Annotated in this window: 15 protein-coding genes and 1 tRNA gene; 7 read left to right on the top strand and 9 right to left on the bottom strand. The window is 63.0% G+C overall.

Features of this window, described 5'->3' with window-relative positions; translation table 11 throughout:
* The first annotated feature begins 103 nt into the window (after positions 1-103).
* The gene (locus ACWTV1_RS10325; protein ID WP_498505248.1) at positions 104-1,882 is read left to right on the top strand and encodes a threonine/serine exporter family protein; all 1,779 of its coding nucleotides are present in this window, start codon (positions 104-106) and stop codon (positions 1,880-1,882) included.
* Positions 1,883-1,946: 64 nt separating this feature from the next.
* Here ACWTV1_RS10325 and ACWTV1_RS10320 read toward each other — a convergent pair.
* From ACWTV1_RS10320 to ACWTV1_RS10310, 3 genes are all read right to left on the bottom strand, one after another.
* A tRNA-Met gene (locus ACWTV1_RS10320) sits at positions 1,947-2,020 on the bottom strand.
* Between the two features lie 89 nt (positions 2,021-2,109).
* Positions 2,110-4,998: a UPF0182 family membrane protein gene (locus ACWTV1_RS10315; RefSeq protein WP_498505247.1), complete on the bottom strand. Its 2,889-nt coding sequence runs from the start codon at positions 4,996-4,998 to the stop codon at positions 2,110-2,112.
* Between the two features lie 100 nt (positions 4,999-5,098).
* The gene (locus ACWTV1_RS10310) at positions 5,099-6,211 is read right to left on the bottom strand and encodes a YlbL family protein (protein WP_498505246.1); all 1,113 of its coding nucleotides are present in this window, start codon (positions 6,209-6,211) and stop codon (positions 5,099-5,101) included.
* Between the two features lie 109 nt (positions 6,212-6,320).
* Between ACWTV1_RS10310 and ACWTV1_RS10305 the strand changes: the two genes are divergently transcribed.
* Positions 6,321-7,664, top strand: coding sequence for a zinc-dependent metalloprotease (locus tag ACWTV1_RS10305; RefSeq protein WP_498505245.1), 1,344 nt, complete (start codon positions 6,321-6,323; stop codon positions 7,662-7,664).
* A 113-nt stretch (positions 7,665-7,777) separates the two neighbouring features.
* Entirely contained in the window at positions 7,778-8,668 is an 891-nt protein-coding gene (locus tag ACWTV1_RS10300) for a hypothetical protein (protein ID WP_498505244.1), read from the top strand.
* Here ACWTV1_RS10300 and ACWTV1_RS10295 read toward each other — a convergent pair.
* Both ACWTV1_RS10295 and nudC read right to left on the bottom strand, forming a co-directional pair.
* Positions 8,586-10,280: an ATP-dependent helicase gene (locus tag ACWTV1_RS10295; protein ID WP_498505243.1), complete on the bottom strand. Its 1,695-nt coding sequence runs from the start codon at positions 10,278-10,280 to the stop codon at positions 8,586-8,588. The two genes, ACWTV1_RS10300 and ACWTV1_RS10295, sit on opposite strands and share 83 nt — an antisense overlap.
* Entirely contained in the window at positions 10,277-11,203 is a 927-nt protein-coding gene (gene nudC / locus ACWTV1_RS10290; RefSeq protein ID WP_498505242.1) for an NAD(+) diphosphatase, read from the bottom strand. The genes ACWTV1_RS10295 and nudC overlap by 4 nt, the downstream gene beginning before the upstream one ends.
* A gap of 67 nt (positions 11,204-11,270) precedes the next feature.
* Here nudC and ACWTV1_RS10285 point away from each other — a divergent pair, with 67 nt between their 5' ends.
* A complete protein-coding gene (locus ACWTV1_RS10285) occupies positions 11,271-12,272 on the top strand; it encodes a phosphotransferase (protein ID WP_100389778.1) in 1,002 nt (333 codons plus the stop codon).
* A 62-nt stretch (positions 12,273-12,334) separates the two neighbouring features.
* Here ACWTV1_RS10285 and ACWTV1_RS10280 read toward each other — a convergent pair whose 3' ends face one another.
* Positions 12,335-13,801 carry an MFS transporter gene (locus ACWTV1_RS10280; RefSeq protein WP_498505328.1) on the bottom strand — a complete coding sequence of 489 codons (1,467 nt, stop codon included), beginning with the start codon at positions 13,799-13,801 and terminating at the stop codon, positions 12,335-12,337.
* Between the two features lie 87 nt (positions 13,802-13,888).
* Between ACWTV1_RS10280 and ACWTV1_RS10275 the strand changes: the two genes are divergently transcribed.
* Positions 13,889-14,743: a LysR family transcriptional regulator gene (locus tag ACWTV1_RS10275; RefSeq protein WP_100389776.1), complete on the top strand. Its 855-nt coding sequence runs from the start codon at positions 13,889-13,891 to the stop codon at positions 14,741-14,743.
* On the opposite strand, the gene ACWTV1_RS10270 is transcribed toward ACWTV1_RS10275, so the two are convergent.
* Positions 14,740-17,991, bottom strand: a complete 3,252-nt coding sequence (locus tag ACWTV1_RS10270; RefSeq protein WP_498505241.1) for an ATP-dependent helicase — start codon at positions 17,989-17,991, stop codon at positions 14,740-14,742. The two genes, ACWTV1_RS10275 and ACWTV1_RS10270, sit on opposite strands and share 4 nt — an antisense overlap.
* Positions 17,988-21,089, bottom strand: coding sequence for an ATP-dependent helicase (locus tag ACWTV1_RS10265; RefSeq protein WP_498505240.1), 3,102 nt, complete (start codon positions 21,087-21,089; stop codon positions 17,988-17,990). Before ACWTV1_RS10265 ends, ACWTV1_RS10270 begins: the two co-directional genes overlap by 4 nt.
* A 74-nt stretch (positions 21,090-21,163) precedes the next feature.
* On the opposite strand from ACWTV1_RS10265, the gene ACWTV1_RS10260 reads away from it, so the two are divergent.
* Both ACWTV1_RS10260 and ACWTV1_RS10255 read left to right on the top strand, forming a co-directional pair.
* The gene (locus ACWTV1_RS10260) at positions 21,164-21,388 is read left to right on the top strand and encodes a DUF3107 domain-containing protein (protein ID WP_498505239.1); all 225 of its coding nucleotides are present in this window, start codon (positions 21,164-21,166) and stop codon (positions 21,386-21,388) included.
* Positions 21,389-21,390: 2 nt separating this feature from the next.
* Positions 21,391-21,684 (top strand): hypothetical protein, encoded by a 294-nt coding sequence (locus ACWTV1_RS10255; protein ID WP_100389773.1) that lies wholly within the window; start codon positions 21,391-21,393, stop codon positions 21,682-21,684.
* An 82-nt stretch (positions 21,685-21,766) separates the two neighbouring features.
* On the opposite strand, the gene ACWTV1_RS10250 is transcribed toward ACWTV1_RS10255, so the two are convergent.
* Positions 21,767-22,483, bottom strand: coding sequence for a ferritin-like fold-containing protein (locus tag ACWTV1_RS10250; RefSeq protein WP_498505238.1), 717 nt, complete (start codon positions 22,481-22,483; stop codon positions 21,767-21,769).
* Positions 22,484-22,538: the final 55 nt, after the last annotated feature.

Raw genomic sequence — 22,538 nt, 5'->3', positions numbered from 1 at the left:
AACTCGCCGTCGCAGCCGATACCCCGTACGTTTCTTTAGTAGCACGACTACGGGAGAAGGGCACAGGATGCTGGAGACGAGAGCATGCACACCGCTTATCCGCATGCTCACCGTCCTCGCCATTGCTGGCGCCGTCATCCTGCCCACTTCGCTCTCTAGCAGCAACAGCTCGCCCGCCGTTGCCTCCGTCACGGCAATTGACGAGCCCGGCGACCCCGGAGCTGCGCCCACGCCGACGGCGACGCCCACGCCGACGACCCCCGCAAGCCCATCGCCTGCCACCGACCCCTCGCTCTCCCCCACACCATCGTCAACTCCGACCCCGACTGCGACTGTCACTCCAACAGCAACCCCGACCCCAACACCAACGCCCACAGAGCAGCCCCCCGCCGTCGTCACACCGCTGCCGGCAATCCCGCCGAGCGTCACGACATCCACCGTCTCCCTCACCACACTGCTCATCGCGGTGGCGGTACTCGCGGCGAGCATTTTCGTGCTCTGGTTTATCCTTCGCCGACGCCCCACGCTGGCCTCTGCCGCCGCCTCGTCCCCGAGCACGGCAGCGCCCGCCCGCGGCAAGTCGGCGGCGGCCGCTCTGGATGCGCTAGCCGAGCTCGGCAGCTCCATGATCGATAGCGGCTATCCGGTCAGCATGGTCCGAACCGCCGTGCAGGATGTCGCTACCGCCAATGGTTTCAGTTCCGCCGCCGTCGTGGTCTTCCCCACCGCGCTCTTCGTGTCGCTCGATGACAACGGTTCCACGCTCACGCGCGCCGTTTCGGCAGGCGGACACTCTTACCTCTTGCATCAGATCGACGTTATCGACCGAGTCATGAAGGTGGGGCGCGCCCGGTCAGGGTCCGCCGAGTGGGTCAGCCGCCAAGTCGCCAAGGTCAAGGAGCTCGCACCACCTTTTTCCGCTTTTCAGCGTGTGGCCGCCTACGCTCTCACCACCGGCGCAATTGCAGTTCTTCTGGGTTCCTCGTGGCTGGGCGTTCTTGTCGCCGCCATTCTGGGCATCGGTGTCGGCACTCTGCTGCTCTTGGGTGAACGACTTCCCTCCAGCTATAGCGCTCTTCTGATCGTGGGCGCCGCTCTAGGGTCGTCGCTCATTATCCTGCTCGCGGCGCGGGTCACCGACGATTCGGGGATACTCCCCTCGCTGATTGCACCGCTCGTGATCCTGCTCCCGGGAGGGCTGCTCACCACTGCCGTCATCGAGCTGGCAACCGGGCACATCATGTCGGGGTCGGCACGGGCTGCCGCTGGGGCAATGCGGCTGCTGCTTCTCGCCGTGGGCATCATCTCCGCCGGTGCACTCATCGGTGTGCCGCGGATCGACCTCGACGTCTCCGGGGAGGTGTTAGGCCCGATTGCCCCGTGGGTAGCAATCGCGGTGTTCGGCTTCGGAATAAGCATTTACCAGTGCGCTCGCCCCGCGTCCATCCCCTGGATTCTTCTGGTTCTGTACGTCGCCTATGGCGCCCAAGTGATCGGCGACGTGCTCTTCGGTGGGGTGCTCTCTGCGCTTATCGGCGCCATAGCCATGACACCGGTCGCCGTATTAGTCGCGCGCCATCGCACGGGGCCGCCCGCCATCGTCAGCTTCCTGCCCGCGTTCTGGCTGTTGGTTCCTGGCGGCCTTGGCCTCATAGGAGTCACCGAAGCCCTGGGAGGAGGCGACGCGAGCGGCACTCTAGTGACCACGGTCGGCACCATGGTCGCCATCGCGCTCGGAGTCTTGATCGGCCTCGCCGCTTCGAGCTCACTGCGCGACCGGCGCCTACCCAGTCTCTTCACATTCCTTGACCCGGTTCCCGACCCAGACCTCAAAACCGGTACCAGTCCGTTGCCCACTCAGCCGCCGCGAAGCGGCCGTTAACCACGAAAATCCCCCTCCTGCGAAGGAGAGGGATTTTCGTGGTGATGTTAGAAACATCTTTTCGTTGCGGGGACAGGATTTGAACCTGCGACCTCTGGGTTATGAGCCCAGCGAGCTACCGAACTGCTCCACCCCGCGGCGTGCTTAAAGACTAACACAGGGTGAACGGCTCAAAAACCGAACTCAGCGGGCTCACAGTCGGCTGCGGCCCGCTGAGTCAGAATTTGCTATTCGGTTGCGGCGATTGCCCGCTCGATGGCGTCGACCATTGCCTGGTCAGCCTCGGCTGCAGCAACGAGATCGTTCGCTGCATACGCGGCGTTACGATCAGCGAGCGCTGCCTTGTAGTCAGCAAGGGCGCTGTCGAGCGCAGCGTTGTCGCTAGGCGTTCCGGGGTCGACCGGAGCGTCTGGGTCGACGGGCTCGTCGGGGTCCACGACAGGAGCGTCAGGGTCGACTTCTACGTCACCGTCGCCTGCCTCAGCCCCCGAGTCACCGCCGAAGAGGGAATCCAGCGCCTCATCGAGAGTGTCTTCGAAAGCGATTTCGTCACCGAACGATACGAGCACCTTGCGCAGCAGCGGGTACTGAGTTCCGCTGGTCGACTGAACGTAGACGGGCTGCACGTAGAGCAGTCCTCCACCAACGGGCAGCGTCAGCAGGTTACCGAGTCTGACCTCGGTGTCACCACGCTGCAAGAGAGCAAGCTGGTTGGCCACGATCGTGTCGGTGTTGAAGCTGTTCTGCACCTGGCCGGGGCCGGGAACCGTGTCTTGCTTCGGCAGATTCAACAGCGTGAGCTTGCCGTAGTCAGGTCCCGCGTCTGAGTTGGCCGACAGATAGCCGGTAAGAACGCTTCGACTCGCGTCAGCCGTTCCCTTCGGGATGAAGGTGGAATACAGCGTGAACGCGGGGTCATCCGTTCCCGGAACCTGCATCGTCAGGTAGTACGGCGGCTGGGTCGAACCCGTAGTCGATACCGGGTCTTCTGGGCTTACCCACTGGTCGTCGCTCGAGTAGAACGAGCCAGCATCCGTGACGTGGTACGAACCAAGAATCTCGCGCTGAACCTTGAACAGGTCAGCGGGGTAGCGAACGTGATCCAGAAGCTCGACGCTCATCTCGTCTTGCGCAAGAAGCGTGTTCGGGAAGATCTTGTTCCAGGTCTGCAGAACAGGATCTTCGTCATCCCACGCATACAGCTTCACCGAACCGTCATAGGCATCAACGGTCGCCTTGACCGAGTTGCGGATGTAGTTGATGTCGTCGAGCGCAAACTGCGGCGCCGGCGTGTAGGTGTCAGCAATCGCGCTGGAGAGCTGCTCAACCTGCGAGTACGGGTAGTTAGCGCCCGTGGTGTAGCCGTCGACGATCCAGACGATACGACCATCCACGATGGCCGGGTACACGTCGCTGTCGATCGTGAGGTACGGCGCCACCTTCTGCACACGCTCGCTGGGTTCACGGTCGTACAGAATCTGCGACTCGCTCGTCACGTCAGACGACAAGAATATCTGCTCCGACTGGAACTTCACGGCGTAAACGAGCTTTTTGAAGATGTTGTCGAGCAACGGTCCACCGTCACCGCTGAAGGTGGTGGTGGCGTTCTGGTTGCTGTCTTCTCCACCCGAGGGGAAGTCGAGCTCGATGTCTTCCGCACCCTCTGGGGCGCCCACGATCGAGTAGTCAGGTGAATTCTCGCCGAAGTACACGCGAGGCTCGAATTCGCCAAGCTCTCCGGTGCTCGGGATGCCCGACTGCAAGAAGACCGGCTGACCATCAGCAGCACGCTGGTTACCGAATGCTGCAACCACGCCATACCCGTGGGTGTAGACGACAGCGTTGTTGTACCAGGACTGCGACTCACCAAGACCGGACTGGTTGAGTTCACGAACGGCAATCACCGTGTCTTGAGTTTCGCCATCGATCTCGTAGCGGTCAACGTCCAAGTGGCTACCGAACTGGTAGTACTGCTTGAACTGCTCGAGCTGCGCAAAGGCCTGAGGCGCAATGGCAGGGTCGAGAATACGAATGTTCGCCGTGGTCGTGGCGTCTTCGCGGAGCGCACCCGACTCAGCGTCGGTCGTGGCGCTATAGGGAATTTCTGCGACATCCGCGACGCCATAGGCATCGCGCGTCGCTTCAATACTTCGATCAATATATTCAGACTCGTAGGTACGCGCGTTGGGGTCTACCTGGAAGCGCTGAACGATCCACGGGTAGAGGTTTCCGACGACGAGACCGCTGATGAGGAGCAGTGCCGTACCGATCATCGGCAAACGCCAGCGGCCGATGATGGCCGTGACGATGAAGAGGATGGCAACGATGGCCGCAATGCCGGCGAGGATCGCTCGGCCAGGAATCGTTGCGTTGGCTTCGGTGTAGCTCGCACCGGTCTGCAGGAAGCCCTGGCTGGTGGAGTACAGCGTCGTGTACTGGTCGAGCCAGATGCTCAGAGCCTGCAGTGCGAAGAAGAGCCCCGCAGTGATCGCGAGTTGAATACGTGCGGAGCGCGAAATACGAACTTCGCGGCCGTGGACGCTCAGAGCGCCGTAGAGGTAGCTCGTGGCGAGCGCGCCGAGGAACGAGATGATCAGCACTGCCGAAGCAAAGCCGACAACAGCGTGGTACATCGGCAGCTCATAGAAGTAGAACGAGATGTCCAAGCCGAACTGCGGGTCGGTCGTGCCGAACGAGCTGCGGTTCAACCACTGCAGCGCAACGGGCCAGGCGCTTGCCGACGAAACACCGCCGAACACGCCGAGCAGAACCGGGATGCCAACCATAGCGAGCTTGCGCAGCGGTTCAACGACCTGCTGGTAGCCCTCCAATTGCGCATTGAGTTTCGCGTAGATGGGGCGGGCGCGGAATGCGACCAGCAGGCTGACGCCTACGGGAACCGCCATGGCGACAAAGCCGATGGCGAACATTACGGCGGTTGCAATCCACTGAGTGGTGAGAACCTCCAGATAGCCGGTCTGGCTAAACCAGAGAACATCGGCGTAGAGGCTCGAGAACATGAAGAAGGCGATCACGATAACGGCGAGAATTATCGCCGTAATCGTAAATGCAGACCTCGTCTTGCTCGTCGGGGCTTGTTGGGTTTGGCTCGACACAGTACTTCGCTCCTGAAATTGGGGGCCTAGCGGTATCTTAAAGGTCTTTCATGGGCGTAGGGCTGATGATCGCTCTCAGCGTGACTACCTCAGCGAGCGGTTACTGGTCGCTGCACGACGGCAGCCCGGCGCCACCGAGGCCACCGCGGATGCTCGCGAGCGCAACCAATGCGTCGTTGAGGTCGTCAATTGCGTACACCGTGAGCCCCTTAGGGGTGTTTCCTACGACTTCGTCGCAGTTCTCAACCGGTGCAAAGAAGAAGTCGGCTCCGGCCGCACTTGCTCCGTACATTTTTTGTTGGATGCCACCGATCGGGCCGACATCGCCCGTTGCGGTGATCGTTCCGGTGCCCGCAACTTCGTGGCCACCGTTGATGGCGCCGGGAGTGAGCTTGTCGATGATTCCAAGCGCGAACATCATGCCGGCGCTGGGGCCGCCCACGTTTTCGAGCTGAATTTTCACGTCGACCGGGAAGTTGTATTCGCTACCGACGATCACCCCGATGATGGCGATGGGATCTTCGCCCTCGCTCAATTCGGGGGTGATCTCTACCGTGAGTTCTTCGCCCTCGCGTTCGAAGACGACGTCGGCGGGAGTGCTCGTGCCGTTGGCGGCGATGGTGTCGCGCAAGCCCGCAACGTCAGCGAAGGACTCGCCGTTGACGGTGCGGATGATGTCGCCCGCCTGCAGCACGCCATCCGAAGGACCACCATCGGAGGTCTCGGCGACGGTGAGGGTGGCATCAAACTCGTAGTCCAGATTGGCGAGAGCGGCCGCGATCGCTTCTTGCTGCGACGTCTCCATCTGAACTTGACCGGCCTCGGTCGATTCTTCGACCGTGACGCCCACGGGGTATACGGCTTCAACCGGCACGATGGCGCGGCTGCGGTCGAAGTAGGCAGCGCCGATCTCGAACCAGCTCAAGGGAGAATCGGGGTTACCGCGCACATTGACGGTCAACATATCGAGCGCGCCCTCAGTGGGATACGTCGTTTCGACCGGAATCTGGATGAGCGGCACGAGGGCACCCTCGATCTCAACGTCACCCAAGGTGTCGTAGACCGGGCCCGGCTGCTCGATGATGTAGGGCGAAGGAACCAGAGTCGCCAGTAACGTTCCAACGAGTGCGACGCTCAGAATCAGCCATCCCAGCCACCCGCTTCGGGCGCGACGTGATGTCGGTTCGGGTCGATTATCAGTAAACAGGGCCACCTAGATCCTTACGGGGTGGGGAGCGGTGTTCGCCACAGGCGCACGGTAAGAGTCACTAGCCTAGGTCAAAACTCAGCCGCGCACGGCATCGAGCGGCTAGCGTTAATACATGGCTGACAATGCTGAGAACAATTCCGAAGACGAGTTCCGCGACATGATGCGGGACTTCCTCTCGGGCGATGGCGAAATCGATCCCGCGAAGCTGGCGGGTGCGGCAGGCTTGCCCAATGATCCCGCGATGATCCAACAGCTGCTGAGCCAACTGCAGAACGCTCTCGGCAAATCGGGCGATGGCATCAACTGGGATATTGCCCTTGAGCAGGCCAAGAACTTGGCATCTCAGAGCACCGTCGTCTCTCTCCCCGCCGAACGCAGCAAGCTTGAGCAGGCCATGCACGTCGCTGCCCTCTGGCTCAATGAGGTCACCGACATCTCCGAACTCACGGTGGAACCCAAGCTGCTCAGCCGCAGCGAATGGGTCACGATCACGATGCCCATCTGGACCCAGCTTGCGGAGCCCGTCGCCAACTCCATCGCAAACTCGCTCACCGACGTTCTCAAGCAGAACGCTCCCGAAGAGATGACCGACATGCTCTCCGGAGCGAGCAAGATGATGCGCAACATTGGCGGCACTCTCTTCGCCATGCAACTCGGCCAAGTCGTTGGCCAGCTCTCGAGCGAAGTCGTTTCCGGCGGCGACATCGGCATCCCCCTCTTCGACGAGCAGCAAGCCGTGCTCGTTCCGCAAAGTGTCTTCGCTTTCGGCAACGGTCTCGACCTTCCCGACAGCGAGATTCACCTGTACTTGTCGGTGCGCGAGCTCGCGCACGCTCGGTTGTTCCGCCACGCGAAGTGGCTGCGCCTGCATTTCATGACGTCGGTGACGGCGTATGCCCACGACATCCACATTGATTCGGATGCCATTGCCGAGCTCGCGAGCGATTTCGACCCCAACAATCCTGAAGAGTTGCGCGATGCCATGACGAATGGTTCGCTCATCCCGCCGAAGAGTGAAGAACAGCGTGAGGCTCTTGAGCGTCTCGAAACCGTTCTGGCGCTCGTGGAGGGGTGGGTGGATGTCGTGACCGCGGCCGCCACTTCGCGCCTCCCTGCCCGTGAAGCTATCGCCGAGACGGTGCGACGCCGTCGTGCCTCCGGTGGTCCAGCAGAGTCGGCGTTCGCGACCCTCGTTGGCCTCGAACTGCGCCCTCGCCGTCTGCGGGAAGCCGCGGCAATGTGGCAGCACGTTACGGATGAGCTTGGCGCGGAGCAGCGGGATTCGCTGTGGTCACACCCCGACCTCATGCCCACAGCAGCCGACATCGATGACCCCGCTGCCCTCGTGGCGCGCTTGCGTGACGGTGGCAGCACTCCGGATGACATAGACCAGGCCATCAACGACCTCTTGAACGATGAATCAGGTGACCGCCCGCACGAGGGCGACAACTCCTAGAACGGTTTCTCCCGTCGTGGCCCGCGAGCGATCGGGGGTTCTTTGCTGACCGTTCATATTCATGCTGTGGAATCTTCACACTGACCAATCGGACAGTTGTGCACAATGGGCACATGATCCTGCGCGTAGAGCCCCGACTACCGCTTGTGTGGCGGTCCCCCACCAGTGCCCAATTTGGCATCGACCCACCCGTTGTCGTGCTGCCCAACGTGACCGAAGCGCAGGAGAAGATTCTCTCGGCGCTGGTAGCCGGCATCAGCCGCAGTGGCCTCGAGATGCTGGCCAGCACTCACCCGCATGAGTGCAATGACCTCATCGATGCCCTGTCGAAAGTTCTCGTGGCGACTCCCCCGCAACCGCCGAGTGCCCAAGTTGCCGTTCTGGGCTCGGGTGCCCTCGTCGATTCGATTGCCGAGATCCTTTCCGTGAGCGGAGTGACCGTCGAAGTCGCCGCCACCCCTCACGGCCTCAGCCAGCCCGACCCTGACCTCGCAATCCTGGTGGGTCACTTTGTGATCCCGCCGTCGGTGCACTCGCACTGGTTGCGCCGCGACATCCCGCACCTGCCGGTTGTGATCTCAGACTCCGCTGCCGAAGTGGGGCCCGTCGTCACTCCCGGGATCACCGGATGTCTGCTCTGCATCGACATGCACCACCGCGATGCCGACCCGTCGTGGCCCGCCATCGCCACTCAACTGATGGGGCGCACCTCGCTTGCCGAAACCCCAACGCTCGTGGCGGAGGCTGCGGCTGAAACAAGTCGCATGGCCCTGCACCGTCTCGGGCGCATCGGGTACACCGTCTTCGACCAGACCCCGGCCGATGCCACGTCGTCCGTGCGGATTGATCACGCCACGGGCCGCCGTGACGAAAGCTTGCGCTTTCGGCATGCTGACTGCGGCTGCCAGCACGTCACGAACGTTACGAGCGCTGAGTCCGATCCCGAACGTCGTCGAGGAAGCGACTGGGGGCGCGACGCCCACCCCGGCCTGTTTGTGCACTAGCCGACCACGACATCCCGAGCGAACGACGAGCACGAGTGATGCCGACGTACAGCAGTCGTCGCTCTTCGTCGATTGCTTCCGGCGTGCGCGCGTAGCTGATCGGTAGCAATCCTTCGTTGAGCCCGATGAGGTGAACGCAGTCCCACTCGAGGCCCTTGGCCGAGTGCAGGGTCGCGAGGTTTACGGCTGAACGCAGCGGTTCGTTGTTGCTGCTCTGGCGGTCGACCAGATCGGCCACAAACTCCCGCAGGGTCACTTCGGGCGCAGCGTCCTCGGCCAGCCGCATGATCACATTGAGCGATTCCCAGCGTTCGCGAACCGCACCGGCGGTCTCTGGCGGATCCTGCGACCAACCAATCGAACGCAGGATGTCGCTGACCGACTTGAAAAGCGGCTCGGTAGCCGTGCTGATCGACGCTCCGCGCAGCAGCATGATCGCCTCTTTGACTTCGCGCTGATCGAAGAAGCGGGTAGCTCCGCGCACCAAGAATGGAACCCCTGCGGCAGACAGCGCCGCCTCAATCGGTTGAGATTGGGCGTTGATGCGGTACAGCACGGCGATCTCTTCCGGGCTCGTGCCCGCCGCAATCTGCGCCGAGATAGCGCCGGCGATCGCCGTCGCTTCGGCATTGTCATCGTCATAGCCGGTGACCTGAGGCGTCGGCGAATGTTCCGTTGTAGCTGCCTGCAGGGTGAGTGCGCCCTTCTGATTCGTCATCAGTCGGTTCGCGGTGTGAACGATTTCGGGCGTGGAGCGGTAGTTGCGCTCGAGACGCAGCACCGCCGCATTGTCGTGCTGCGAGGCGAAGCGCAACAAGAACTCGGGGCTTGCTCCAGCGAAGGAATAAATGGTTTGGCTCACATCGCCCACAACGCAGAGGTCGTCGCGGTCACCAACCCACAGCCGCAGCAATTCGTGCTGCAGGGGCGAAACGTCCTGGTACTCGTCGACCACGAAGAAGCGATATTGCTCGCGCACCTGCTGCGCAATGCGCGGCTCGGCTTCGATCATTCCGGCGGCAGCCAACAACACGTCTTCGAAGTCGATCTGGCGGCGGGCATCCTTGATCGCCTCGTACGCCGTCTGCAGCTCGACGAGGCGGTCGATAGTGAGAGCCGCGGGAGGCGTGCGGCCGGCGTTGCCGTATTGCTCTACCGACATCCGCGAAGTCTTTCGCCACTCGATCTCGGCGGCAACATCGCGCAGCGTTGCGGTATCCAGCTTGAGCTTGAGCGAGTCGGCAGCGTGGGCGATCATGCGTGCTTTGCCCTCAAGCAAGCGCGGCATGGTTCCGCCGATCGTCTGGGGCCAGAATGCGTTCAGTTGCGACAGCGCCGAGGCGTGGAACGTGCGAGCCGCGACGCCATCGGCACCGAGGGAACGGAGCCGCCCGCGCAGCTCGCCAGCAGCCCGATTGGTGAAGGTGAGGGCCATGACTCGACCGGGAGGGTACACACCCGTCGCGACGCCGTACGCGATGCGATGCGTAATGGCGCGGGTCTTTCCCGTGCCGGCACCGGCCAGCAGGCACACGGGACCGAGCAGCGTTTCAGCGGCTTGGCGCTGGCCTTCATCTAGAGCGTCGAGTAATGCGTTGGCGTCAAGCGTCACGGTTGTTCGTCAATCGGTTGGCCGTACCAGTGCTCGATGATTGCACGTGCAATCGACGAGTGCCCTGGCAGACGGATGTCGTTCAAGGAGTGCGCAAGTTCATCCCGGCTGAACCAGCGCAGGTCGAGAATTTCGGTGCCATCCGGAGCGCCGGACCCGGTGAACCCGGGAGCGACCGAGGCGGTGAAACCGAGCATGAGCGATGCCGGGAAAGGCCAGGGCTGGCTGCCCAGATAGACCGGGTCGACGACGGGCACGCCCGATTCTTCGAAAATTTCGCGCTGCACGGCTGATTCCAAAGACTCCCCCGGCTCCACAAAACCGGCGAGCAGCGAGTAGCGGTTGGATTCCCACAGTGCGTTGGAACCGAGCAAAAGACGGTCGTCGTTGTCTGTGACACCGACAATGATCGCGGGGTCGGTGCGAGGGTAGATTTCCAGCTTGGAGGCCACATCGCGGCGCACCCAGCCCGCCTTCTCTACGACAGTCGGCTCCCCCGTACGCGGCGAGAACAAGTGCGAAGAGTGCCAGTTCAAGATCGCCAACGCCTCGGTGAAAAGCCCGGCATCCCGATCGCTCAATTGCGTGGCAATGCTGCGCAGATTGCCCCAGTTTGCCTCGGCAAAGTGCCCGGCATCCTCAAGCTCAACGGTCACGATGGGAGTGCCAAGGGGCTCGGGACTTGTCTCAGACGTCGACCGCCCCAAGTAGACACTCGTGTGGCCGCGCTCGATCGCATCCGGGTGCAGCAAGGCGAGAGAACCATCGGCCGCCAGCAGCGCCGACCCATCAAAAATGGGCAGCACGCGCGTCGCCGAGTCACGCCACAAACGATCAAGAAGACGTGGATCTTCTCGAGCTAAGTGGTCACGATCAATCTCATATCGCGACAGCGGCAGCCGCGAAAGAAAAGATTGTGACATGTATCGACCCCGTCCCAAGTGCGTGGCGTACGGCAAATGCACGCCAGAGCGACCTACCCTGAGTGTTATGGCCAGATCACATCTCACTCTAGCCGCGCTGGCGACCTCCGCTGTCGAGGGACTCGAAGTCGCCGCAGCCGCCCCGTTCGGCACCGGTAACGGCAACGACTTTGACTCGGCGCTCATCACCGACCGCGCCGGCAAGCACTGGATTATTCGAGTGCCCCGAAACGCTGCGGCCGAGAATGTGCAATCGGCCGACCTCGTTGCGTTGCGCGCCCTCAGCGCCGGAGTACGCACCCGCCTCCCCTTCGCGGTCACGAGCTACGCCGGCCAGGTTGCCGTCGGTCAGACCCGTGGCATCGTCTACGAATTCGTTTATGGCAACAAAGTTCCCATGCGCTCGTACACGACCGGGCCCAACTCGCTTGCGGCATCGATCGGTACCGCAATCGCCGCGATTCACGCTCTGCCGACGAGCTTTGTAGCGGATGCCGGACTCCCCGTTCAGACGGCCGGCGAAGCACTGCGCTCGTGCATTTCCATCATCGACCGCGCTGCCGCCACCAAGCTCGTGCCGGCCGCGCTGCTGGCACGCTGGCGCGAAGCGACCGAAGACTCCAAGCTGTGGCAGTTTCAGCCGACCGTCGTGAACGGTTCGCTTGTTTCTGATTCCTTCTTGAGCGCCGACAACGCCGTCACCGGTGTACTCGGCTGGCAAGACATCAAGGTGGGCGACCCGGCAACAGACCTGCAGTGGTTGCTCGGACCGCGCAACGACGCGATTATCGACACCGCCTTTGGTGCGTACGCGGATGCCCGGGGAGCTGGTGACCGCCAGCTCAAGCAGCGCGCCACTTTCTACGCCGAGCTCTCGGTCGCGAAATGGCTGTTGCACGGCACCGAAGTACGCAGCACCGAAATCGTGGACGACGCCGGCGAGATGCTGACGACGCTGCTCGACGACATCCGTGATGACGTGATGAACCCCATCAGCGCCAACACCATGCCGACCATGGCGGTTGACGAAGTTGAAGCCATGCTGCGCAAGGACAACCGCGCGGTCTAAGGCTGTGGCCCTACTCTGCGGGGCGGCGCTGTCTCGCTATTAAAACGAGCACCACTCCTTCGCTACTTTTCGGAGCGCCGTTTCGATGCCGACCGGCGAATCAGTGACGAGCGCAGCGTGCGAAGCCGGTTGCGCTTGGGCGCTGGATGCTGCGCGGCCGACGCTGCAGCGTCGGCATCCACGATCGTGATGGGCTCCGTAATCGCCCGCGACTGATGCTGCGGCACAATCGCGACCCAGCGTCCGTTGCGGCGCGGCGCAACTTTCACGGTCAATCGGCCGGAGCGAGCAAGCACGATCGCGATACCGATCGCGACCGCGGCGGGAACACCACCGGCGATCACGAAGGCGAGCTTGGCGCCCCACAGCTCGGCGATTGTTCCCATGAGCGGGCCACCAACGGCTTGGCCGCCCAAGATCACAATGACCCAGAAGGCCATGACACGACCGCGAATCACGAGGTTCGACGAGAGTTGCACCATTGTCTCGGCCGCGGTCATGAGCAGCAGACGGCTCAGCCCGATACCGATGAGCACGCCGAGGAACAGTCCGTAGACGGGCACGATGCCGGCGAGCATCATCATGAGGCCGTAGAGCACTGCGCCGAAGATGATCGTGCGCAGGCGGAGGCTGGCGCGGCGGGCCGAGGCGAGTGCTCCGAGAAGCGCGCCGATGGCGGCCAGCGAGTTGTAGAGGCCATAACCACTAGCCCCGGTGTCGTAGACGGTGTTGGCCATCGCGGCGAGCAGCGTCGGCATCGGCATCCCGAACACAGCGACGACGAACACCATGATCATGGTCCAGAACAGCGTTGGCTTGGCTTTGATGTAGCGGATGGCTTCGCGGATCTGACCCTTAGCTTCGGGGGCCCGTGGCGCGATCAACAGCTCGTTCTTGCGCATCGAGGCGAGGATGATGACACCAATCACCACGGCGACGGCGTTGATGCCGATGGCCCATCCTGAGCCCGCAGCCACAATGAGAACACCGCTGAGGGCGGGGCCCAGGAAGGCACCCGAGTGGAAGATCGACGCGTTGAGGCTGATCGCGTTGCGCAAGTGGCGTGGGCCAACAAGTTCGTTGACGAAGACCGCGCGCGCCGGGTTGTCGAAGACTTGGATGATGCCCATGAGCAGCACGAGAAGGTAGACCAGCCACAGCTGGGCGACGCCCATGATCGTGACGATCGCGAGAGCGAGACTGAGCAGGCCGATGATCGACTGCGCGACCATGAGGGTGGCACGCTTGTCGAAGCGGTCAGCGATCACGCCCGCGTAGGCGCCGAGCACAATCGTGGGCGTGAATTGAATAGCGATCGTCAAACCCACGAGGGCGACGTTGCCGGTGAGCTCAAGAACAAGCCAGTCCACGGCGATGCGCTGAACCCACGCCGCGGTATAGGCGATGAACTGAGCGATCACGTAGAGGCGGTAATTGTGCAGCCGCAGCGAGCTGAAGGTGTCGCGCCAGAGTGGGCGCTGCATGACCGCCGAGATGGGAACTGTCGCGGGGGACGTCTCAGATGGCATACTCACGCCCTCAACCGTATTGTCTCCCCGCTCATTCCGCGGCATAATCGAGCCTATAAATTCAATTACGTTTCGTAATGGAGCATCGTGTTCGACCCCGTACTTCTCAAATCTTTTGTCGCTGTCGCTGAGAACCGCAGCTTCACGGATGCCGCTCGCACGCTAGAGCTCAGCCAGCCGACGATCAGTCAACACATTCGCAAGCTCGAAGCTGCCGCGGGGCGCATCCTCGTGATGCGCGACACCCGCGCCGTCTCGCTCACCGACAACGGCGAGGCAATGCTCGGCTTTGCCCGTGCGATCTTGGCTGCTGAAGATCAGGCAGTAAAGTACTTCACCGGTTCCGCCATGCGCGGTCGACTTCGTTTCGGCTCAGCCGACGACCTGGCACTCACACAGTTGCCGCGCATCCTGCGAGACTTTCGGCAGTTGTATCCGCACATCAACCTCGAACTCACGGTGAGCCAAAGCGGAAACCTCGTTCGCCGCTTGCAAGCGGGCCAGCTCGACCTCATTTTCGTGAAGCAGGATGCCGGCGCCGAGGGCGGACGCCTTGTGCGCCGCGACCGGATGGTGTGGCTCGGGCACAAAAGCATGACGCTCGAAGCGGGCTCCCCCGTTCCCCTCATCGCCTACCAAGCGCCCAGCCTCGGTCGCGCCTATGCCATGCGGGCGCTCGAGGCGGATGGCCGCACTTGGCGCATTACGTGCAACGTGAAGGAAGTGAACGGCGCGCTTGCCGCGGTTCGGGCCGGAATTGGCATTGCGGTGTTTCCGCAGTCGCTCATCCCTGCCGACCTTGCGCAAGTGCCGGCGTCGTTCGAACTGCCCGAGCTGGGAGACGTGGACTTCGTGCTGCTCGATAACCCGATGGCCGCTCGCGAACCCGTGGAGGCGCTGAGCACGGCCATCCTGAGCCGCCCGGTTCAGCGCCGGGCCTAGCCGCCGAAGCTTGGCGCGGTGCCGACCGATCCGGCCCACGCCTGCCGCAGTTCGCTCTCGCTCGAGATGTGCGTGGGGCGAATGACGGTGTCGTCCGCCACGAAATAGAACGCGGCATCGATCTTGTCGGGAGCGATGCCCTTCCACTGCGCGTAGGCGAGGCGATACAGCGCGAGCTGCAGTTGCTTCGCTTCGAGATCGGCCGCATCGCGCGGCGCGCGGCCGGTCTTCCAGTCGACGATTTCGTAGCGGTCGCCGTCGGCATACACGGCGTCAATCTTGCAGATGACGACGCGGTCGCCGAAGGGAACGTGAATCTCGATTTCGACGTCGACCGGTTGCCGCGTGGCCCACGCTGAGCGCTCGAACGTCGCTTGCAACTCGGCGAGCTTCGCAGCATCCGCAGCACTGTCGTCGTCGGTGCCGTCGAGTTCAAGCGCGAAGGCGTCGAGCGTTTCGGTGGATGCCGAAGAACCGAACCGTGATTCGACCCATTCGTGAAATTGGGTTCCGAGTCGCGTTGCCCGGTAGGGCTTCTCGGGCATGGGACGACGAAGCGAGAGCGCGACGGCTTCGGGATCAGCGATGTAGTCCTTGAAGCGCGACGCGGGGATGCGCTGCGGTAGCGGGGTGCGTCGGGCTTCGCTCGCGGCACGGGCGCGCTCGGCGAGCAGCAGGTCGATCTCGTGCGCCCAAAGGCCGTCGGCGCCAGGGTCGGCGGTCGTGACGAGCTGCGCGGCAGCTTCGACGGTGGCTCGACGGTTGCCGAGCGGGTCGAAGGGCCAGAGCGGATCAACGACGTCATTGAGCGTGGGGTTTTCGTCGTTCACGGGGTCGCTCGGCAGTTCGCCGATCAGTTCGTGTTCTTCGAGCTCCCGCAGGAAGGTGCTCGGGGCTTGCGGCTTGCTGCGGCTCGACCAGAACGATCCGGTGAGCAGCAGATTGTCGCGGGCGCGAGTGATCGCCACATAGCCGAGTCGTCGCTCTTCGGCTTGGTGGCGGTCGGCCAGCGCCGCTTTGAACTCTTTGAGGGAGCCGTCGAAGTCTGACTGGTACTGAGCGTTCTCCCACTCAAGTTCGGGGAGCTCAGCAGCGTCGCCGCGGAAGGCAAACGGCAACTTGCCGAATGCGACCCAGCCTTTACCTTCCCGCGAGGTCGCGGGCACTTCGCCATCGACGAGGCGCGGTACGGCCACGAGATCCCATTCCAAACCCTTAGACGCGTGAATGGTGAGCAGTTGCACGGTGCCGGCTTCGGCATCGTCGCTGCGTGGCCCCATCATGTCTTGCTGGGCAGCACGCCGCAGCCACGCCAAGAAGCTGCCGAGGTTCGCTTGGTCGTCGCTCGCCAGGAAACCGGCGAGTTCATCGTGGAAGGCATACAGGTTGGCCATGCCCTGCGCTTGAGGACGGCTTGCGACGACCTCGATGTCGAGCAGCAGCTCTTGTTCGAGCAACCGAACGAGGTCGCCGAGCTCGAGCCCGGCCCGCGAACGGAAGAACGCCAGTTGTTTGGCGGCATCTTTGAGCCGCGAGAGGCCTTCGGGGCTGAATTTCTCGAGCTGCGAGTGGGAGGCGGGGGCTTCTCCGACGAAGTCGAGAGCATCGACAATGGATGCCGAATCATCGACGGCAACGGAGTCCTTCATCCGCTGCTTCACGTCGTCACTCAACTCGTGTTGGGAGACGGAGCGGCTCAGCAGCCAGCGCGACAGGTCGGCCAGGGCTTGCAGGTCGCGCGTGCCAATCGACCAGCGCGCACCCGAGAGCAGGCGGATGAGTTCGGAGCCCGCACTCGGGTCGTGAATGACGGTGAGCGCGCTGACGAGGTCAACGATTTCGGGGGTCGACAGGAGGCCGCCGATTCCGAGCACGTGGTAGGGAACGTCTTGGGCGCCGAGCGCCGTGGCAAAGCGATCCATGTCGCTACGACGCCGGAACAGGATGGCGGCGGTCGGCGGTTCGGGGGCGGCGGCATCCGGGTCGGGGTTGTAGTGGTTCCACGCTTGCGGGGCGAGAGCGCGCGCGAACCACGTGGCGACGCCCGTCGCTTCTTCATCGATGTGTTCGTAGTAATACGCGTCGACAGAGCCAGCGGGTGCGTTGGGGCGAGCACCGAGGGATTCCACCCGCACAGGCGAACGCGCGCTGAGCGGCTCTACGATCACGTTGGCAGCGTCGAGCACCGAGGTCGCATTGCGCCAGCTCGTGGAAAGCGCAAAGTATTGGGCATCCGCGTTCTCGCTGAAGTCGCGACTGAAGCGGGCCAGGTTGGCGGCACTCGCTCCACGCCAGCCATAGATCGACTGGTGCGGGTCGCCGACGGCCATCACGGAGTGGTTGCCGAAGAGGCGGGCAAGCAGCCGGGTTTGCACAACGCTCGTGTCTTGATATTCGTCGAGCAGCACTACGCGGTAGCGGTCTTGGTAGTGGTCGACAACGTCTTGTGAGCGTTGAGCGACTTCAAGCGCGAGCGCTACTTGGTCGCTGAATTCGAGCAGGCCCTGCGCGCGTTTTTGCTGGGCATACTGCACGGCCAAGTCGAGCAGGGGCGCGAGGGAACCGATCTCGGCGACGGCATCGGTTACCGAGGCGTACGGCGTTTTCTTGCGCGCGGTGTCGGCGTACGGAAGTTCTGAGATCTGGGTGAAGTGCTGCGCGTAGGCGGCCACATCATCCGCATTCGCCACGTTGTCGCTGAGGGCATGGCTGAGGTCGAGCACCGCTTCGGTGAGCGCGTTAATCGACTTTTCGAGACCCACGAGCCGCTCATCCGTGCTCGCCACAACGAGCTTGCGAGCAAGCTGCCATGACGAAGGATCATTGAGCAGGGTCGACTCCGGCTCGCGCCCGATGAGCAGTGCGTTCTCGGTGAAGAGCGCACTCGCAAACGAGTTGTAGGTCGAGATCGTCGGCTGGTCGAATTCGATCGATGCCGTCTCGGGCGTTGCTTCAAAACGTTCGGGATGCCGGTTCTGCACCTCGCGCAAGATGGCGATCCGCTCGCTCACACGCTTACTCAGCGAGCCCGCTGCCTTGCGCGTGAAGGTGAGGCCCAGAATCTGGTCGGGGCTCACAAAGTTGTTAGCGACGAGCCACACCACCCGGCTGGCCATGGTGTCGGTCTTGCCGCTGCCGGCACCCGCCACCACAAGCGCGGGCGACAGAGGCGCTTCAATCACTACTTGCTGTTGTGGGGTGGGCGCATGGATGCCCATGAGACCGGCGAGGTCAATGGACGAGATCATCGGGCACTCACCGCCGGCACGACGTGGATGCGGCAATTGCCAAAGCTCCACGGGTCGGTGCAGTGGCTGCTGACTCGAGCCACAAATACGCTGCCGGCCATTCCGCGGGCATCGTCGATCACGCGCTGTCGGAACAGTTCGAGCTCCTCGTCGTTCATCGGCTGCTGCTTGGGGTCGACGTAGTCGCGGGTCTTGGCCGAAGGTGAAAGCACAACGAGCTTGGCGCCGCCGTTCTCAAGCCCCTCGGGTACTCCCTCGATCGCTCCCGATGCGAACGCTAGTTGGTAGGCCGCGAGCTGCGGATGATCGGCCACAGCCTTATCGGTCGATGGCTCGTTCTTGCCGGTCTTGAGGTCGACGATCACCGCGGTGGTGCCGCCGTACACCTCAACGCGGTCAATCTTTCCGCTCAACAGAGCCTGATCGAGGGGCAGCTTGAATTGCATCTCGTTGCTGATGAGTTCTCCCCCATCGGCCGCGAAGTCGCGCAGGTAGGTGGCGAGATGCTGCGTGAGTTTCTTGGCGCGCAGCTTTTCGGCCTCCGACTGCCAACTGGCTTCGAAGCTCATTTGGCTCCAGCGTTCTTCGACACCCTTGAAAAGAGCGTCGGCGCTAAAGTCTGTAGCCTTTTCCGCAACGTCGTGGATGAGCGTGCCAAGGTTCGAGGCGGTGTTCGACGTCGAGCCGCCCAGCTGGTCGATAGCCCAGTGCAAGGGGCAGGTCTCGAAGGACTCCATGCGCGAGGGCGAGACGCGCACTTCGGCATCCGGTTCGGTGAGGTCAACAAGCGGTTCGGTAGTGCTGGGAGTTCGCAGGCCGTACCAGGAGCGCGGATCGGCCCCGGGAACCCCTTCAGCGGCGAGCCGGGCTAGAGAGGATGCCGCGGCATCCGGATTCGTGCCGCTCGTCAGTTCGCGGCGCAGCACTCCCACGAGGCCACGCAAACTGAGGGGCGGGCGCGAGCGCACGGGTTCGTCCGGTTCGGGAATGAGGGTCAGGAACGGAGACGGCATGTTGTCGTCACCGGCAACGGCCGTCACGATCACTTCGCTCGTTGCCCGCGACACCGCCTGCGCAAACATGCGCAGCTCGTCGTGCAACACTTCGCGGCGGCGGTCGGTAACGGCAAGCTGCTCCCCCGCGAGCACTCGAGGAAGGTCGTGCGCGCCCAGGAGTGAGCCACGCACGCGAAGGTTGGGCCACACGTTCTCTTGAAGTCCGGCAACGACCACGACATCGAACTCTTGACCGATAACGGATGCTGGGGTTCCGACGGTGACGGAATCCATGATCGAGCGAGCAGCGAGCGTGTCTTCGGCAACATCGGCCGAGAGCCATTCGTTGAGAAAGACGTTGGCGGGAGCATCCGGTCGACGTTCCACAAAACGCTTCGCTGACGAGAACAGGGCGACGACGGCATCAAGGTGGCGGTTGGCTTCTTCGGCCACGACACCGGCGCCGAGCGCTTGCTCAAACCACCGATCGGCGAGCCCACTGCGCTGCCAGGCGCCCCAGAGGAGTTCTTCAATAGTGTCGCCCGCGGCGCCGGCCGCTGCGGTTTCTCGCAGGTTCTTGGCCACTGCGGCAGCCTGGCGAGCAACGCGATTGTCGATCGTGACGAAGCCAGCAGGCGCCGCCATCGCTTGCGCGATCAACTCGTCGGCCGAGTCGAAAATCTCTGCGCCCAATGCCTCGTGCCGCAACGCAGCCTTGAGGCGGCGCAGCGAGACGGCATCGAAACCGCCCACTGAACTGCACAGCAACTCGATGGCCGCCGCGGCATCCAGCGGGCGACGTTCCAAGGCCAGTTCAAGCAGCACGATGAGTCCGTTCACGCTGAACTCGTCGCGCACCGCACTGCGCGCGCTCGACACGCTCGTGACAACTTCGAGCGTGCGCAGCTGACGGGCGAGCGAGGGAATCAAGGACCCCGTGCGCACGATTACCGCCATGCGCGACCACGGCACCGACTCCAGCACATGCTTTTCGCGCAAGTGCCGCGCGATGAACGCCACCTCTTCGGCCGGGGTCGACAGCTGAAAACTGTGGATGCTCGAGGCCGCCGTAGCGACCGCCGGCGACTTGCGCTGCTCAATGAGCCCGGCCACGCCGATGCGTTGAGTGAGCGCCGTGACGGTCTGGCGCAATGCGGCGCTGTGCCGATGAACCGATGACAAGAACAGCGACTCGCAATTCTCCAGCGCCAAGCGTGCTGCCCACTGCGAGAGCACTGCAGGCTGAGCGCCGCGGAATGACCCCGTTGTGAGGTCGGGGTCACCGAAGCCAATGATCGTGATGCCGCGAGACGCAAGCGCCCGCACGAGCGAAATCGTGGCTTCGGTGAGCTCGTGGGCGTCATCTACCACCACGAGCCGCAGGCGATCGATCGCGGCATAATGACCGCCCTCGATGAGAGCCGCGGCTTCGGCAAGCAACTCGCTCGCGTCAAAGTGCCGGTCGCGATAGCTCGCCTTTACCGCGTCGTAGACCGAGATGAAGTCGGATGCCGCCACCCATTCCGGCCGTTCGGTGCGTTCGCCGAGCGCCGCCAACTGTTCGGGAGTGACCCCGAACTCGACACAGCGCATCATCAGATCTCGCAACTCGGTGCGGAACCCTCGAAGGCGGCGAACCTCGGGATCGAGGTGCGCCGGCCAGGGCGCTCCCGTGCCATCGGCCATCTCCCCAGCGAGAAGGTCAGCAATAATCTGGTCTTGCTCGGCGCCGGTCAAGAGCGTGGGTGCGCCATCACCGGCCACCGCCGCCGCTTCACGAATGACTTCGAATGCCAAGGAATTGGCCGTGCGCGCCAGCGGGCCAAGAGTGGGCGCATCGATGCGCGCGGCGAGACGATCGCGCAAAGCGGTTGCACTCTGTCGAGTAGCCGAGAGCACCACGATCTGCTCGGGAGACCAGTCGCGCTCATGAACACGCTCAGCAACGAGCTCCACCAGAGTGGCGGTCTTGCCCGACCCTGCCGCACCGACCACCACGGCGCTCATACCGTCAGCGAGATCGACAACTGCACGCTGTGAATCGTCGAGATTCAGCGGCGCGGGAGCCGAGACATCCGCTGACTCTGGGGGCAAGGTGACCATGAATCAACGTTATCGGGATGCGCTGACAGTGAACGGGACATTCATCGCCTCGCGTTGTGTCGTAATCTGTGTTCGTGGACATAAGCATCGGTATCAACAACAGCCCCCGTGAGATCAACTTCGAGTCGGCACAGTCGGCCAGCGAGGTTGAGACCATCATTGCCGAGGCATTGAACTCGGAAGCCAAGTACGTGAGCCTGCGCGACGCCAAGGGCAAGCTGTACATCGTTCCGACCACGGCACTCGCCTACGTCGAACTTGGCGAAGAAGAGTCGCGCCGCATCGGATTCGTGGCCTAACAGTGGAACTGCTGTTCGTCACCGTGATCGGTGCATCACTCGCGACTATCGTGCGCTACCTGCTGCCCTCGCGTGGCATGTACGGCATGGCTCTGCTGCCTGCCGTGGGCGCCGCTGTCACCGCAACGGTGTGGGTTGCCCTCGTGTGGGTCGGTTTGACCTTCGATGGCACCTGGATCTGGGTTGCGAGCCTTCTCGCCGGCGTTGGTGCTGCTGTGGCCACCGCGATCATGCTTCCGCGGTACCGCGAAGCTGCCGACGTGCGCGCCTTCGAAACACTCTCGCGCGGCAACTAGAGCAGCCAGCCGCTAGGCCGTGGAGACCAAGCGGCTACCAGTAAACGGTCGCCACTAGGCGGTTGCCACTAGACGGTTGCCACTAGGCGGTCAGGCCGAGCGCATCCATTCGACGGGTGTGCGACGCCACGAGCTCGGTGAAGACTGGCTCAACCTGAGCTTCGGTGTTGCGCGTGTGGTCGGGGAAGACCAGCGCGGAACGCGCCAGCAGCATCATGTCGCCCATGAGGCGGCGGCCCCACATCGCCAGTCGTGAGTCGAGACGAGGGTTCTCGTCAATCGCGGCTTGCAGGAACTCGGCCAACACCTTCTCGCCCGATTCCCCGCGGAAGATTTCGACAAGACGAGTGTGGGATTCCGTCGGGAGCCCCGCAGCAAGGCGTGCATAGAAGTCGTCAAAGAATCCCGCGCTCAAGTAGGCCGAGATCAAGGATTCGTACCAGTCGGCGCCGCGAGCGATGCGATCGAACTCGTCGACCTCATCCGTAAAGCTGTCCATGACTTCAGCGGGCGAACCGCCGGCCTTGGTGATCTCGTCAACCAACTTGCGGTGCTTCGCCATCGACAGCTCGGCAGCTTTGCCGAGTGCCGTCTTGGCGGCCGTCGTTGGCGCCGTCGAGATCACTCGCGAGAGGTTCTCGAAGATCATGAGTTGCACATACGCTGCACGCCCGAGGAACGCGAGGATGTCGGGAGCGAACTCCGCTAGGGCTATTTTTTCGGTCGCGGAGACGTCAGACCGTGACCGAAGGCGAGGCACTTCGATGCGACCTGGCTTGCGCGAAAACCACTTAACCACGCAGCCAGCTTAGAGCGTCTGGGTGCCCTACGTCTCTGCGACAACCCGCCTCGCC

This window comes from Salinibacterium sp. VpJ6 (genome assembly GCF_059767345.1).
Note: the sequence above shows the minus strand (reverse complement) of the source record. Positions and strands in the feature narration are given on the sequence as shown.